Origin of the sequence: Catellatospora bangladeshensis (genome assembly GCF_016862575.1) — a bacterium.
Lineage (GTDB): Bacteria > Actinomycetota > Actinomycetes > Mycobacteriales > Micromonosporaceae > Catellatospora > Catellatospora bangladeshensis.
Map to the genome: position 1 here is coordinate 147,022 of NZ_BONF01000004.1, position 15,865 is coordinate 162,886.

General features: G+C 70.9%; 10 protein-coding genes and 1 pseudogene. 5 read left to right on the forward strand and 6 right to left on the reverse strand.

The genetic code is table 11. From position 1 onward, the window contains the following. Positions 1-67: 67 nt before the first annotated feature. A complete protein-coding gene (locus Cba03nite_RS02450; RefSeq protein ID WP_203741198.1) occupies positions 68-451 on the forward strand; it encodes a PPOX class F420-dependent oxidoreductase in 384 nt (127 codons plus the stop codon). A gap of 191 nt (positions 452-642) precedes the next feature. After that, positions 643-3,312, forward strand: coding sequence for a DNA polymerase I (polA, locus tag Cba03nite_RS02455; protein WP_203741200.1), 2,670 nt, complete (start codon positions 643-645; stop codon positions 3,310-3,312). Between the two features lie 157 nt (positions 3,313-3,469). Here polA and Cba03nite_RS02460 read toward each other — a convergent pair whose 3' ends face one another. The 4 genes from Cba03nite_RS02460 to Cba03nite_RS02475 all read right to left on the reverse strand — a co-directional run bounded on the left by Cba03nite_RS02460 (position 3,470) and on the right by Cba03nite_RS02475 (position 7,954). Next, positions 3,470-3,976, reverse strand: coding sequence for a gluconokinase (locus Cba03nite_RS02460; RefSeq protein WP_239125403.1), 507 nt, complete (start codon positions 3,974-3,976; stop codon positions 3,470-3,472). Positions 3,977-4,146: 170 nt separating this feature from the next. Then, on the reverse strand, positions 4,147-5,325 hold the full coding sequence (locus Cba03nite_RS02465) for a S8 family peptidase (RefSeq protein WP_373315716.1): 1,179 nt from the start codon (positions 5,323-5,325) through the stop codon (positions 4,147-4,149). A 168-nt stretch (positions 5,326-5,493) separates the two neighbouring features. Next, positions 5,494-7,002, reverse strand: coding sequence for an amino acid permease (locus Cba03nite_RS02470; RefSeq protein WP_203741205.1), 1,509 nt, complete (start codon positions 7,000-7,002; stop codon positions 5,494-5,496). Positions 7,003-7,129: 127 nt separating this feature from the next. Continuing rightward, entirely contained in the window at positions 7,130-7,954 is an 825-nt protein-coding gene (locus tag Cba03nite_RS02475) for a class I SAM-dependent methyltransferase (protein ID WP_203741403.1), read from the reverse strand. Positions 7,955-8,307: 353 nt separating this feature from the next. Between Cba03nite_RS02475 and rpsA the strand changes: the two genes are divergently transcribed. Next, on the forward strand, positions 8,308-9,789 hold the full coding sequence (gene rpsA, locus Cba03nite_RS02480; protein WP_203741207.1) for a 30S ribosomal protein S1: 1,482 nt from the start codon (positions 8,308-8,310) through the stop codon (positions 9,787-9,789). 200 nt (positions 9,790-9,989) lie between these two features. Continuing rightward, a pseudogene (gene coaE / locus Cba03nite_RS02485) lies at positions 9,990-10,577 on the forward strand (dephospho-CoA kinase); the annotation flags it as partial. 136 nt (positions 10,578-10,713) lie between these two features. Here coaE and Cba03nite_RS02490 read toward each other — a convergent pair. Continuing rightward, positions 10,714-12,468, reverse strand: a complete 1,755-nt coding sequence (locus Cba03nite_RS02490) for a hypothetical protein (RefSeq protein ID WP_203741218.1) — start codon at positions 12,466-12,468, stop codon at positions 10,714-10,716. Positions 12,469-12,856: 388 nt separating this feature from the next. Between Cba03nite_RS02490 and uvrB the strand changes: the two genes are divergently transcribed. Next, on the forward strand, positions 12,857-15,007 hold the full coding sequence (gene uvrB / locus Cba03nite_RS02495; RefSeq protein ID WP_203741220.1) for an excinuclease ABC subunit UvrB: 2,151 nt from the start codon (positions 12,857-12,859) through the stop codon (positions 15,005-15,007). 87 nt (positions 15,008-15,094) lie between these two features. On the opposite strand, the gene Cba03nite_RS02500 is transcribed toward uvrB, so the two are convergent. Then, on the reverse strand, positions 15,095-15,739 hold the full coding sequence (locus tag Cba03nite_RS02500; protein ID WP_203741222.1) for a hemerythrin domain-containing protein: 645 nt from the start codon (positions 15,737-15,739) through the stop codon (positions 15,095-15,097). Positions 15,740-15,865 lie beyond the last annotated feature (126 nt).

The following is a 15,865-nucleotide window of genomic DNA, read 5'->3' on the forward strand; positions in this document are numbered from 1 at the left end:
CTCGGCGGCGTGTCGTGGCCGCAGGCTCCTGATCGACTGCGCGCCAGGCGGCCGTTAGGGTGAGCGCATGCCTACCGTCGCGGATCTCGAATTCGGCAACTACCTGCTGGTCACCACCTTCCGCAAGGACGGGCGGGCCGTGCCGACCCCGGTGTGGGCGGTCCGCGACGGCGCCGACATCTACGTGTGGACGGTGACCGACAGCGGCAAGGTGAAGCGCCTGCGCCGCAGCAGCAAGGTCACCATCAGCGACTGCGACGTACGCGGCAAGGTCACCGGCCCCACCATCCCGGCCCGAGCCAAGCTGCTCGGCCCCGACGAGACCGCCGCCGTCCGCCACCTGCTGATCAAGAAGTACGGCATCCTCGGCCGCCTCACCCTCTGGGGCAGCCGCATCCGCCGCGGCCTCGACGGCACCATCGGCGTCCGCATCACCGCCCCCACCCCCTAACCCCCACCCCCTAACCCCCCCCGCCGCCACCGCCCCGCACCGGCTCGCCCAGTGCGTCGATCATGAAGTTGTGGCCATGACGCGCCGTCGAACCGTGCCATAAGTTCATGATCAACCGACGAGGGGGGCGCGGTGGGGTGGCGGGGGCGGCGGTGGGGGAGGGCGTCGGGGGGAGGGCATAAGCTCGTCGGGTGACTGAGACGCTGCTGCTGCTTGATGGGCATTCGCTGGCTTATCGGGCGTTCTTCGCGCTGCCGGTGGAGAACTTCAATACGACGACGGGGCAGCCCACCAACGCGGTGTACGGGTTCACGTCGATGCTGATCAACGTGCTGCGGGACGAGCGGCCGACGCATGTCGCCGTGGCGTTCGACGTGTCGCGGCAGTCGTTCCGGACCGAGCAGTACGCCGAGTACAAGGCGGGCCGGTCCGAGACGCCCACCGACTTCAAGGGTCAGGTGAGCCTGGTCCAGGAGGTGCTGGACGCGCTGCGGATCTCCCACGTGCAGCTGGCGGGATACGAGGCCGACGACGTCATCGCGACGCTGGCCCGGCAGGGCCGCGAGGCCGGCATGAAGGTGCTGATCTGCACCGGTGACCGCGACGCGCTGCAGCTGGTCACCGACGACGTGACGGTGCTGTACCCGCGCAAGGGCGTGTCCGACCTGGCCCGGATGGACCCGGCGGCGGTGCTGGAGAAGTACGGCGTGCCCCCGCAGCGTTACCGCGACCTGGCCGCGCTGGTCGGCGAGAGCAGCGACAACCTGCCGGGCGTGCCGGGCGTGGGCCCGAAGACCGCGGCCAAGTGGATCACGCAGTACGACGGGCTCGACGGCGTCATCGCGCGGGTCGACGAGATCAAGGGCAAGGCCGGGGAGAGCCTGCGCGAGCACCTGGCCGGGGTGATGCGCAACCACCAGCTCAACCTGCTGCGCGACGACCTGGAGCTGCCGCTGGCGGTGCCCGCCTCGCACTGGACCACCTGGGACCGGGAGGCCGTGCACCAGGTGTTCGACACGCTGCAGTTCCGCGTCCTGCGCGACCGGCTGTACCAGTACCTCGACACGGCCGAGCCGGAGGTCGAGGCGGGCTTCGAGATCGACGGCACCGTGCTGACCGAGCCGGGCGCGCTGGCCGCGTGGCTGTCCGAGCAGGCCACCGGCCCGGTCGGGGTGGCGGTGGCGGGCACGTTCGGCCGGGGCACCGGCACGCTGACCGGCCTGGCGCTGGCCGCCGACCATGCCGCGGTATGGGTCGACCCGGCGGCGCTGGACGCGGCCGACGACGCCGCGCTGGCCGCCTGGCTGGCCGACGCGTCGCGGCCCAAGGTGCTGCACGACGCGAAGCCGGTGCTGCTGGCGTTCGCGGCGCGCGGCTGGCAGCTGGCCGGGCTCACCCACGACACCGCGCTGGCGGCCTATCTGGCCCGCCCCGACCAGCGCTCCTACGACCTGGCCGACCTGGCCGTGCGCTACCTGCACCGCGAGCTGCGCGCGGAGAAGCCGGAGGACTCCGGCCAGCTCGCGCTGGACTTCGGCGACGGCACCCCGGACCACGCCGCCGAGCAGGCGCTGATGCTGCGCGCCCGCGCCACCCTCGACCTGGTCGAGGCGCTGGCGGGGGAGCTGTCGCGCGGCGACGGGCAGCGGCTGCTGGCCGACGTGGAGCAGCCGCTGGTGCCGGTGCTGGCCGCGATGGAGCGCACCGGCATCGCCGCCGACACCGAATACCTCACCGAGCTGGAGTCGCAGTTCGCCGGTGAGGTGAAGGCGGCGGCGCAGGCCGCGTACGCGGTGGTGGGCCGGGAGTTCAACCTGGGCTCGCCCAAGCAGCTGCAGGAGATCCTGTTCGGCGAGCTGGCCCTGCCCAAGACCAAGAAGATCAAGACGGGGTACACCACCGACGCCGACGCGCTGCAGTGGCTGTTCGCGCAGACCCAGCACCCGCTGCTGGAGCACCTGCTGCGCCACCGCGACGTGGCCAAGCTGAAGACGACGGTGGACGGCCTGCTCAAGTCGGTCAGCGACGACGGGCGCATCCACACCACGTTCTTCCAGACCGTCGCCGCGACGGGCCGGCTGTCCAGCACCGACCCGAACCTGCAGAACGTGCCGATCCGCACCGAGGAGGGCCGGCGCATCCGCCGCGCGTTCGTGGTCGGGCCGGGCTTCGAGTCGCTGCTGACCGCCGACTACAGCCAGATCGAGATGCGCATCATGGCGCACCTGTCGCGCGACGAGGGCCTGATCGAGGCCTTCGCGTCCGGCGAGGACCTGCACACCACGGTCGCGTCGAAGGTGTTCGCGACCGAGCAGGTCAGCGCCGAGCACCGCCGCCGGATCAAGGCGATGTCGTACGGGCTGGCGTACGGCCTGTCGGCGTACGGGCTGTCGCAGCAGCTGGGCATCTCCACGGCCGAGGCGACGGGCCTGATGGAGGACTACTTCGCCCGCTTCGGCGGGGTGCGCGACTACCTGCGCGAGATCGTCGACCAGGCGCGTAAGGACGGCTACACCGCGACGATCCTGGGCCGCCGCCGCTACCTGCCCGACCTGACCAGCGACAACCGGCAGCGCCGGGAGATGGCCGAGCGGATGGCCCTCAACGCCCCGATCCAGGGCTCGGCCGCCGACGTCATCAAGCTGGCCATGCTGAACGTGGACCGAGCCCTGCGCGAGGCGGGCATGGCTTCCCGGATGCTGCTGCAGGTGCACGACGAGCTGGTGTTCGAGGTGGCCACCGGCGAGCGGCAGGGGCTGGAGGAGCTGGTGCGCCGCGAGATGGGCGGCGCCGTCGAGCTGTCCGTGCCGCTGGAGGTGTCGGTCGGCTCCGGCCACGACTGGAACGAGGCCGACCACTGAGCCGCCTGCCGTGACCGCACTCCGCGCGCCCCACTGCGCCGCGCGGGAGCGTCACCGTTGATCGAAGCCCCGTTCCACGCCGCTGCCGACGTGGAACGGGGCTTCGGCCGTAGACGGCTCCCGGCTCACCCCGGCGGCGGCGCGGACGGGGGCTTGCTCAGGATGGCCGGGACAGCTCCGCGACCGCCCGGTCGACGATCTCGTCCGGGGTGAGGGTGATCGGCACGACGACGGCGTTCTCGTCGGCGCCGGGCGGCTGCAGGTCGGCCAGCTGCGAGTCGAGCAGGCGCGGGTTGAAGAAGTGGCCGGGGCGGTGCGAGAGCCGGGAGGCCAGCAGCTCGCGCGAGCCGTCCAGGTAGACGATGCGCAGGCCGGGTGCGGCCTCGCGCAGGATGTCGCGGTAGTACCGCTTCAGCGCCGAGCAGGCCAGCACCGCGTCGACGCCCTCGTCCTGCTGCCGGCCCAGCCACTCGGCGCAGCGGCGCAGCCACGGCTCGCGGTCCTCGTCGGTCAGCGGGATGCCAGCCGACATCTTCATGACGTTGGCCTGCGGGTGCAGGTCGTCGCCGTCGGCGAAGACCGCGCCGAGGCCTTTGGCGATCTGGGTGCCGACCGTGGTCTTGCCGCTGCCGGAGACTCCCATGACGAGGGTCGAGGTGCTCACGCCGTGACACTACCCACCCGCGCCCCGCCACACCCGCCCCGCCACACCCGCCACGCCCCCTCCTGTTGATCATGAAGTTAGGGCAGTGACACGCCGTCGAACACGCCCCTAAGTTCATGATCAACGGGGAAGGGGGGCCGGGTGGGAGGCCCGGCCCCGGGGGGTGGGGGTTAGAGGGCGCGTTTGTTGAGGAGGCGGTTGGGGGTGCCGGAGAGGGAGCCGGTGACGACGCCGGTGGTGGCGTTGTTGATGATCCAGGCGTGCAGGGTGGCCTGGGTGGTGTCGCCGTAGGTGGCCTTGTAGAGGACGGCTATGCCGGCGGCGTGGGGGGTGGACATCGAGGTGCCGTTGTAGCTGCCGGTGGTGTTGCCGGGCAGGGTGGACACGATGGCCGAGCCGGGGCCGTAGATGTCGACGCAGGTGCCGATGGAGGAGTAGCTGGCCCGCGCGTCGGTCTTGGTCGTCGCGGCGACGACGAGCGAGGCGGTGAGGTTGCGCGGCAGCCGGTCGCAGGAGTTGCCGCCGGTGTTGCCCGCCGAGGTGGCCAGGAAGACGCCGCTGTTCATCATGTTGGTCAGCGCGGTGGCCAGGGTGGAGCTGTAGGTCATGTTCCACGACGTGTTCGCCACAGCGGGCTTGACGTGGTTGTTGGTGACCCAGTTGACGGCGGCGACGGCGCTGGAGGTCGTGCCGCTGCCGGCGCAGTTGAGCCACTTCACACCGTGCAGCGTGGCCAGCTTGGCGACGCCGTACGAGGTGGAGCCGATGGTGCCCGCGACGTGCGTGCCGTGGCCGTTGCAGTCGGTGTTGTTGCTGTCGATCGAGTTGTAGTTGAACTGGGCGCGGTTGCCGAAGTTCGGGTGGGACGCGTCGACGCCCGAGTCGATGATGTACGCGTGCACGCCCGCGCCGGTCGCGGTGTAGGTGTAGCTGTTCGACAGCGGCAGCGCGGTCTGGTCGATGCGGTCGATGCCCCAGGCCGGCGGGTTGCTCTGGGTCGTGTCGAGCACGTTGTGGTGCCACGCGTCGCGCTCGATCGACTGCACGTCGGAGCTGTGCTGCAGCTCGCCCACCTGCTTGGCGGTCAGGTTCGCGGCGAAGCCGTTGAGCGCCCGGCCGAGGTCGAGCCGGGACGTGGCCTTCAGCGCCCGCAGCGCGACCTGGGGGTCCGCGCCGGAGCGGAAGGTGACCAGGTAGGCGCCGGGGATCACGGTGCTGGTCCCGTCGGCGGCGGGCGCCGTGATCGGCACCGGCACCGCGCGGTAGGGCGCGCCCGCGGCGAGCGCGGGGGACGGCAGGGCCACGGCGGTGGCCAGGGTGGTGGCGGCGATCGCGCCGAAGGTGAGCAGGCGGGCACGCCAGGGCCGTGAGGGTGACACGTCTTCCTCCCCATAACCAGGTGCCGCCCTGTTTGGGCGGCAACTGGCTCGGAGAGTACATAGACAGTGTTACAAGAATCAATGGATGCGGGCAAAAGAAAGGTGCCGCGCTGCGGAGCGCGGCACCGGAGTGGAGCGTCAGGATTTGGGGTCCTCGCCCTCCATGTACTCGCGGGCGTGGGCGGCGTCGTACTTCATGCCGGGCCGCTCGCGGCTGTGCTGGTAGCCGTACACGAAGTAGATGACGAAGCCGAGCAGCATCCAGACCACGAACCGGACCCAGGTGTCCACCGGCAGGTTGAGCATCAGGTAGAGGCTGGCCAGGGCGGCGAGGATCGGGATCACGGGCACCCACGGCACCCGGAACGGGCGGTGCAGGTCGGGCCGGGTCTTGCGCAGCACGATCACGCCGATCGCCACCACGAAGAAGGCGAACAGGGTGCCGATGCTGACCAGCTCGGACAGTTTCTCCAGCGAGATGAACGCGGCGAGCAGGGCGACGATCACGCCGGTGCCGATGGTGATCAGGTAGGGCGTGCCGTGCTTCGGGTGCACCTTGGCCATGCCGACCGGCAGCAGGCCGTCGCGGGACATCGCGAACAGCACGCGGACCTGGCCGAGCAGCAGCACCAGCACCACGGTGGTGATGCCGCAGATCGCGCCGAGCGAGATGAGCTTGGCCACCCACGGCTGGCCGACCACGTCGAAGGCGTGCGCCAGCGGCGCGTCCACGGCCAGCTGCGTGTAGTTCACCATGCCGGTGATGACCAGGGAGACCAGCACGTACAGCAGGGTGCAGATCAGCAGCGAGCCGATGATGCCGCGCGGCATGTCCCGCTGCGGGTTGCGCACCTCCTCGGCGGTGGTCGCCACGATGTCGAAGCCGATGTAGGCGAAGAACACGATCGCGGCCGCGGCCAGGATGCCGGGGATGCCGAAGTGCACCGGCTCGATGCCGAGCAGCAGCTGCGACAGCGGGGTGTGCCAGGTGCTCGCCCCGGTCTCCGCGGCGGGCTGGGTCGGCGGGATGAACGGCTTGTAGTTGGCGAACTTGATGAAGAACGCGCCCACGACGATCACCAGGATCACCACGGCCACCTTGATGGCGACCAGCACGCCGGAGACCCGGCTGGACAGCTTGGTGCCGATCACGCCCAGGGTGGTGACGGCCGCGACGATGAGGATCGCGCCGAAGTCCGGGATGGCCTTCTCGCCCGCCATCCAGGTGGGCAGGCTGAGCAGGTTCGCCAGGTACGCCGACCAGCCGCGGGCGACCACGGCCGCGCCGAGGCCCAGCTCCAGCACCAGGTCCCAGCCGATGATCCAGGCGACCAGCTCGCCCATGGTCGCGTACGAGTACGTGTACGCCGAACCCGCGACCGGCACGGTCGAGGCGAGCTCCGCGTAGCAGAGCGCCGCCAGGGCGCAGACGATGCCGGCCACCACGAACGAGATCACGATCGCCGGTCCGGCGTTGACCGCGGCCTGGCGGCCGGTCAGCACGAAGATGCCGGTACCGATGATCACGGCGACGCCGAAGATGATCAGGTCGAGTGTGGTCAGGTTCTTCTTGAGTCTGTGTTCCGGCTCGATGGTCTCGGCCATCTCGGCCTCGACGCGCTTTGTCCGGAATATCCCAGTCGCCACGCCCTGATCATGCGCCCGCCGCCCCGCCCCGCGCGCCCTTTCGCCAAAACTGCAATTTGCACGCAAGGAAGGGCACCTTCTTATCGCTATACGTAGCAGAAGGTGCCCTTCTTAACGCTGGCCGCGGTCAGCGCAGGACGGCGGCCTTCTCGGAGACGAAGACGGCGGTGCCGGGGAACAGACGGCCGCGCAGCGGGGACCACTGGCCCCAGATCTGCTCGTGGCCCTCGGGCCACTCCGGCTCGATCAGGTCGACCAGCGTGAACCCGGCGCCGACCAGCTCCCGCAGCCGGTCGCCCATGGTCCGGTGGTGCTCCACGTAGGTGGCCGCGCCCGTCTCGTCGTACTCCACGTACGGGCGGCGGTCGAAGTAGGAGTGCACCGCGTGCAGGCCGCCCTCGGTCGGGTCGTCCAGGAAGATCCAGCGCATCGGGTGGGTGACCGAGAACACCCACCGGCCGCCCGGCTTGAGCACCCGGTGCACCTCGCGCATGACCAGCGCCGAGTCCTCGACGAAGGGCACCGCCCCGAACGCGGTGCACACGATGTCGAACGCGGCGCCGGCGAACGGCAGCGCGGCCGCGTCGGCCTGCACCAGCGGCACCTCGATGCCCGTGGCCTTCGCCGCGTCGCGGGCGTGGCGCAGCATGCCCGCCGACAGGTCCATCGCCACCACGTGCGCGCCCTGCCCGGCCAGCCAGCGGGCCGACGCGGCGGCGCCGCAGCCCAGCTCCAGCACGCGGCGGCCGGCCACGTCGCCGAGCAGCTTCGCGTCGGCCTCGCGCAGGCCCTCCGGGCACCAGACGAAGTCCGCCTCGCCCAGGAAGCCGCCGTGCTCGGCCTGGTAGTTGTCGGCGTCGGCGTCCCACCAGCCGCGGGACGCGTGCCGGTTCTCGGCGGCGGTGACCACGCGGCGGGTCACCCCGGGACCGGTGTCGGCGTACCCTTCCATCTCGTCGAAGTCGTCGTCGAACGCGTCGTCACCGGCAGACTCGATCTCCACCGGATCAGCGTACGAGCCCCGGCCGGGGGACCCTCCGCCGGGTGTGACGCAGCAGACATTCCGCCCAGAATCCCCATGGATTCCCGCGAATCAGGAAGAGGGGAGCGTCACGGGAGGGGTGGGGTTGCGTCGTGTGGTAATGGGCACGGTAAGCTGTTCGATGCACTCGCACGTCCGCGGTTCTCGGCATGGAGCAGACCCGCTAGCGCGACGGAAATCAAGCGGAGCGTAGGCGAGCGGGAGCGGCAGTGGAACACCCACTGGGTCACACTGAACATCCATCCGACGGAGCAACAGTCCACATGACGAGCAGCATCGAGGCCACCTCGAGCGCCAACAGGGTCACCATCGACGATCTCGGCTCTGAGGAGGCTTTCCTCGCCGCGATCGACGAGACCATCAAGTACTTCAACGACGGCGACATTGTCGAAGGCACCGTCGTCAAGGTCGACCGGGACGAGGTCCTGCTCGACATCGGCTACAAGACCGAGGGCGTCATCCCCTCGCGCGAGTTGTCGATCAAGCACGATGTGGACCCTGCTGAGGTCGTCTCCGTCGGTGATCACATCGAGGCCCTTGTCCTCCAGAAGGAGGACAAGGAGGGTCGTCTGATCCTGTCCAAGAAGCGCGCTCAGTACGAGCGTGCCTGGGGCACCATCGAGAAGATCAAGGAAGACGACGGCGTCGTTCGTGGCTCCGTCATCGAGGTGGTCAAGGGTGGCCTCATCCTCGACATCGGCCTGCGGGGCTTCCTGCCGGCCTCGCTCGTCGAGATGCGCCGCGTCCGCGACCTGCAGCCGTACGTCGGCCGCGAGCTCGAGGCGAAGATCATCGAGCTGGACAAGAACCGCAACAACGTGGTGCTGTCCCGCCGGGCCTACCTCGAGCAGACCCAGTCCGAGGTGCGCACCGAGTTCCTGAACAAGCTCCAGAAGGGCCAGGTCCGCAAGGGCGTCGTGTCCTCGATCGTCAACTTCGGCGCCTTCGTGGACCTGGGCGGCGTGGACGGCCTGGTGCACGTGTCGGAGCTGTCCTGGAAGCACATCGACCACCCGTCCGAGGTCGTCGAGGTCGGCACCGAGGTCGAGGTCGAGGTTCTCGACGTGGACCTGGACCGCGAGCGCGTCTCCCTGTCGCTCAAGGCGACCCAGGAGGACCCGTGGCGTCAGTTCGCCCGCACCCACGCGATCACCCAGATCGTGCCGGGTAAGGTCACCAAGCTCGTTCCGTTCGGTGCGTTCGTGCGCGTCGAGGACGGCATCGAGGGCCTGGTGCACATCTCCGAGCTGGCCGAGCGCCACGTGGAGATCCCGGAGCAGGTCGTGCAGGTCGGCTCGGACGTCATGGTCAAGGTCATCGACATCGACCTGGAGCGCCGCCGCATCTCGCTGTCGCTGAAGCAGGCCAACGAGGGCTTCGTCGAGGGCGAGGAGCACTTCGACCCGACCCTCTACGGCATGGCCGCGACGTACGACAACGAGGGCAACTACATCTACCCCGAGGGCTTCGACCCGGAGACGGGCGAGTGGCTCGAGGGCTACGAGAAGCAGCGCGAGCAGTGGGAGCAGCAGTACGCTGACGCCCGTGCCCGCTGGGAGGCGCACACCAAGCAGGTGCAGACCTCGCGCGCGGCCGACGCGGCCGCCGCGTCGGAGGTTCCGTCCGGCAACGTGTCGACCTCGACCCCGGCCCCGGCCAAGGCGGCCGAGGAGCCCAGCGGCACCCTCGCCACCGACGAGGCCCTGGCCGCGCTTCGCGAGAAGCTGGCCGGCGGCAAGGCCTGAGGCATCGACCTCAACTGAGCCGAAGGAAGGCCCCCGACTCTCCGGAGTCGGGGGCCTTCCCTTTTCGCGTACGCCCGAAGATCGTCGGACTTGCCCGGCACCTGGGCGTATCTTGACCGCGCATTCGCCCGGTTGCCAGGCAAGCCGGGTGATCTAGGGCGGGCTCGGGCGGCACGGTCCCCACGTGGGAGCATGGGCGCGTGCGATGGGTGGGGTTGACCGGCGGGATCGGGTCTGGGAAGAGCGCCGTGGCGGCGCGGCTGGCGGAGCTGGGCGCGGTGGTGATCGACTCCGACCGGCTGGCCCGCGAGGTCGTCGCGCCGGGCACGGACGGGCTGGCTGAGGTGGTGGCCCGGTTCGGGCCCGAGGTGCTGGGACCGGACGGGGCACTGGACCGGCCCGCGCTGGGGAAGCTGGTCTTCGGCGACGACGCCGCCCGGCGGGACCTGGAGGCGATCATCCACCCGCGGGTGCGGGCCCGCGCGGCCGAGCTGGCCGCCGCCGCGCCGGACGACGCGGTCATCGTCAACGATGTGCCGCTGCTGGTCGAGGCGGGCCTCGCGGGTCAGTACGAGCTGGTCATCGTGGTGTTCGCCGACGAGGCGACGCGGGTGACGCGGCTGGTGCGCGACCGCGGCATGGCCGAGGCCGACGCCCGCGCCCGGATCGCCGCCCAGGCCACCGACGAGCAGCGCCGCGCCGTCGCCGACGTGTCCATCGTCAACGAGGGCACCCTGGAGCAGCTCCACGCCCAGGTCGACGACGTCTGGCACACCCGCCTGCACCCCTGACCGGCACCACCCTCCGGCGCCGCTCCGGCGCGGCGATCTTGCGCGAACTGTGGGTGCGACACGCCCTGAACGGGCAAATCACTAACAGTTCGCGCAAGATCGGCGGCGGGAGCGGCGTGCCGGCAACCCGGGGTTACTTGACCTTCGTGGGGAGGGTCGGCGGGCGCTTGTCGAGGGCGAGGTCGAGCTGGGCGAAGCCGCCGGTGGCGGTGCGCAGCTCCAGGCGCTTGAGCACGCCGGTGTTGTCGACCCAGTAGCGCATCCGGGCCAGGCCGGCCGGCACGTTCGCCTCGACGGCGGTGGGCAGCTCGAACACCCCGACCGGCTTGCCGTCCAGCAGGTCCACCCGCAGGCGGCGGCCGTGCTTGCGGATGTGCTCGGCGTCGTCGGGCACGTTGGCGGCCAGCGACAGCGCCTCGTACATGAGGTAGTCCAGGTCGGTGATCTCGCCGGAGGCGCTCAGCTCGACCCAGTCGGCCTGCTCCCACTTGCCGGTCGGCGCGGGCAGCGGCGGCTCCTCCGGTACGCGCTTGCCGTTCTTGCGTACGGCCACGCCGGTGCGGTCGGCGTGCATGAGCACGTCGTAGCTCTCGTCGTCGACGTCCCGGACGGCCAGGTAGGCCAGCCGGCGCGGCCAGTCCAGCCAGCCCTTCGCGGTGCGCAGCGCGCCGGGCATGACCGGCATGGTGACGGTGACCTCGCCGCCGCGCGCCTTCAGGTTGCGCTGGCGCAGCTGGGCCAGCACCTTCGCCTCCGCCTTGGTGATCTCCGACGGCGCGTTGTCGCGGCCGCCGATCGCGGCCGTGCGCACGAACTCCTGCCGCTGGCCGCGCTGCAGGTCGATCGTGGTGGGCAGGCCGCTGCCGAGCACGGTCTCCAGCCGCACCAGGGCCCCGTCGCCGTTCAGCCAGTAGCCGACGGCGCCGCCGTTGGCCTCCAGCGACTTCGGGTCCGGGGACGGCTGCGGGCTCGCGCTCGCCGCGGCGGGCGCCACCGTCCCGGCGGGGTCCGCCTGGCCGGTGGGGGAGGCGTCGCCGGTGGGGGCGGTGGTGGCCTCGGTACGCGGCGCGGTGGCCGCCGACGCCGACACACCCGCCGAAGCGCTGGGCTGGGCCGAGGCGTCCGCCGCGGCGCTCGCGGACGCCGGGGCGGCTGCCGACGGGGCGGCGGACGCGGGGGCCGGGCTGGGCGCGGCCTGCGGGGGCAGGGCCGGGCCGAGCAGCACGTCCACCGGGGCGCCGTCGAAGGTGTCCTTGCGTACCCACTGGTTGCGCAGCTCACCGAGCGGCCCGGCGGGGTCCGCCTCCTTGCGGGCGAGCAGGAACAGGAACGTGACCAGGTTGTCCAGCGGCCGCTGCTGGTCGTCGTCGAGCCGGATGGGGCGCACCCGCCAGCCGTCGGCGGGCGGGGTCAGCGGCGGCTTGCCCGCGGGCGCGGCCTGGGCGTCCGAGGGCGCCGCCGACGCGCCGGGGGCGGCGGAGCGGCGGGCGGACTCGGGCGCGGGCGCCGCGTCGGGCAGCGCCCCGGGGCGGATCGCGATCACCCCGGGGAAGGCCTGGACCAGGCCCTTGTTCGTGGCGCCGTCGGTCACCGACAGGTAGACGAGCTGGCGCTGCCAGTCGACCCAGCCGTCGACGGTGGTCTGCCGGTTCTTCGGGCCGACGGTGCCGTGCACCCCGACCCTGCCGTCGGCGAAGTTGCGGGCGCGCATCCCGGCCAGCCGGTCGAGTTCGGCCTTGGTCAGCGGCCGGGAGCCCGCCTGGGGGGCCTTCTTACCCGCTGAGCAGGAGGCGAGGCCTCCGGTCAGCGTCGCGGTGAGGCCCAGCAGCAGCCCGCCTGCGGCGAGGAGGTGGAGGATCCGGCGGCGTGCGATGGTCGAGGTTCCCACGGCAGGTGCAACGGGGCGAACGGGGTGAGGTGACGTGCCAGACCGGTCAGAAAAGCCGGAAGGCCCCGGGGCTGCCCGGATACGTCAAGACCGCCCGCGGCGGCCGGTCGGCGCACACATGGTGCGCGACCGCAGCGGTGCGCTCATCGATCCTGCGGTGGGGCGGATCGAGGCTGCTACCGGTGCGCCAGGGGTGGTAACCGGCCGGTGTGGAGGTCCGGTCTCCCCGGTACGGCCGCCGCGAACGGCCTACCACATGACGGTAACGCGGTGATTGATGACACACAATCGCAATATTGGAGCCGGTCACTCACCTACCGTCACAGTGGCACCGCAGCCTGCATGCCCGTCCGCGCGGTTGTCACACTCCGGGCGTAGGTTGGGGCACATGACCGAGCTTGCCGAGATTCCGCGCCTGGACGGGACGTTCCAGGTCATCAGCGACTACGTGCCGGGCGGTGACCAGCCGACCGCGATCGAGGACCTGGCCCGCAGGGTGCGCCGGGGCGACCGGCACTCGGTGCTGCTGGGCGCGACGGGCACGGGCAAGTCGGCGACCACGGCGTGGCTGATCGAGAAGCTGCAGCGCCCCGCGCTGGTCATGGCCCCGAACAAGACCCTGGCGGCGCAGCTGGCCAAGGAGTTCCGCGAGCTGATGCCCAACAACGCGGTGGAGTACTTCGTCAGCTACTACGACTACTACCAGCCCGAGGCGTACATCCCGCAGACGGACACGTACATCGAGAAGGACTCCTCGATCAACGAGGAGGTGGAGCGGCTGCGCCACTCGGCGACCATGTCGCTGCTCACCCGCCGGGACGTCATCGTGGTCGCGACGGTCTCCGCGATCTACGGCCTCGGCACCCCGCAGGAGTACCTGGAGCGTGCGGTCAAGGTCAAGATCGGCGAGGAGATCGACCGCGACAGGCTGCTGCGCCGGCTGGTGGACATCCAGTACGCGCGCAACGACATGGCCTTCAACCGGGGCACGTTCCGGGTGCGCGGCGACACGCTGGAGATCATCCCGGCGTACGAGGAGCTGGCGCTGCGCATCGAGTTCTTCGGCGACGAGATCGAGCGGCTGTCCTACCTGCACCCGCTCACCGGCGACGTGGTCCGGGACGTCGACCAGCTGCTGATCTTCCCGGCCACGCACTACGCCGCCGGGCCGGAGCGGATGGAGCGGGCGATCGCCGGCATCGAGGCCGAGCTGGAGGAGCGGCTGGCGGAGCTGGACCGGCAGGGCAAGCTGCTGGAGGCGCAGCGGCTGCGCATGCGCACCACGTACGACCTGGAGATGATGCGCCAGGTGGGCTTCTGCAACGGCATCGAGAACTACTCGCGCCACATCGACGGCCGCGAGCAGGGCAGCCCGCCGCACGCGCTGCTGGACTACTTCCCCGACGACTTCATCACCGTCATCGACGAGTCGCACGTGACCATCCCGCAGATCGGCGGCATGTACGAGGGCGACGCCTCGCGTAAGCGGGTGCTGGTCGAGCACGGGTTCCGGCTGCCCAGCGCGCAGGACAACCGGCCGCTGCGCTTCGACGAGTTCCTGGAGCGGGTCGGGCAGATGGTGTTCCTGTCCGCGACGCCCGGCCCGTGGGAGCTGAAGCAGGCGCAGGGCGAGTTCGTGGAGCAGGTGATCCGCCCGACGGGCCTGGTCGACCCGCAGGTGGTGGTGAAGCCGACCAAGGGCCAGATCGACGACCTGATGCACGAGATCCGGCTGCGCACCGAGCGCGACGAGCGGGTCCTGGTCACCACGCTGACCAAGAAGATGGCCGAGGACCTCACCGACTACCTGCTGGAGAACGGCATCCGGGTGCGCTACCTGCACTCCGAGGTGGACACGCTGCGCCGGGTCGAGCTGCTCAAGGAGCTGCGCATCGGCGAGTTCGACGTGCTGGTCGGCATCAACCTGCTGCGTGAGGGCCTGGACCTGCCCGAGGTGTCGCTGGTGGCGATCCTCGACGCGGACAAGGAGGGCTTCCTCCGCAGCGGCACCTCGCTGATCCAGACCATCGGCCGGGCCGCCCGTAACGTGTCCGGCGAGGTCCACATGTACGCCGACAAGATCACCCCGTCGATGGCGGCGGCGATCGAGGAGACCGACCGGCGCCGCGCCAAGCAGGTGGCGTACAACGAGGCCAACGGGGTGGACCCGCAGCCGCTGCGCAAGAAGATCCACGACATCCTGGACGACATCTACCGCGAGGCCGAGGACACCGATACCGCGCTGGCCGGGCACGGGCCCGGCGGGCACATCATCGGCGGGTCGGGCCGGCAGATGTCGCGCGGCAAGGCCCCGGTGCCCGGCACGCGCTCGAAGTCGCGTACCACCTCGGAGAAGCGCGGCGCGGTGGTCGCCGCCACCGAGGGCATGGCCCGGGTGGAGCTGACCAAGCTGATCGGCGACCTCAACGAGCAGATGCTCGGCGCCGCGGCCGAGCTGCAGTTCGAGCTGGCCGCCCGCATCCGTGACGAGATCACCGAGCTGAAGAAGGAGCTGCGGCAGATGGACGCCGCCGCCTGACGGCTGAACGAGATCGAGGCTCCGTTCACGAACTTCGGGAACGGAGCCTCGATCTTGCGGCGGGCCGGGGAGGGTGTCCGCCGCAGGTCACTTCGGGTTGAGCTGGTCGGGGTAGGTGGGGCGGCCGGTGACCGCGTCGCGGATCTTGTCCGCCACGCCGACGATCGGGTCCACCAGCTTGTTCCACGGCGGGGTGTTCGGGGTCTTCGGGTGCGGCCGGGTGCCGGCCGACTCCTCGGCGATCGCCGCGCGGTTGCCCAGGCGGATCAGCTCGTCGTCGTTGGCGAGCTCCTTCAGCCGACCGTGGATCTTGCGGTTGGCGGTGTGCGTGTGGCGGCGCAGGTGGGCGTCGACTTCCAGGGCGAGGCGCTGGAAGCCGTCGTCCTCGGCCGGCGTGACCGACAGGGTCTGCAGCACCTGCAGGATCGCGCCGTCCTCGGCGAGCTCCCGGTTGGCCAGGTCGTCGCCGTCGGGGAACAGCTCACGGACCGCGGGCAGCAGGTACTGCTCCTCGGCCGCGAGGTGCCGGCTCACGACGGCGGTCACCACCTCGGCGACCTGGCGCCGCCGGGACGGCGAGGCCGTCGCCGCTTCGGTGGCCAGCTCCGCCGAGAGGCGGGTGATCTGCCGGTGCTCGTCTGCCAGCATGTCGACGATGCTCTGGCCGGCGGGGGTGTACGCGGCCTCGGCCTCTGGGGACAGAGGCGGAAGCGGTGGCAGGTCAACGCTCATGGCCCGGCTCTACCCGGGCGCGCCGGGAGGCAAACCTGGGGCCGTTTGACGGGCGCTCGGCGCACCTCATAGCATCGACGGTGATCGCCTCCGGGCTTCGGCGGTCCTCATCCGGCGTGGTCGATC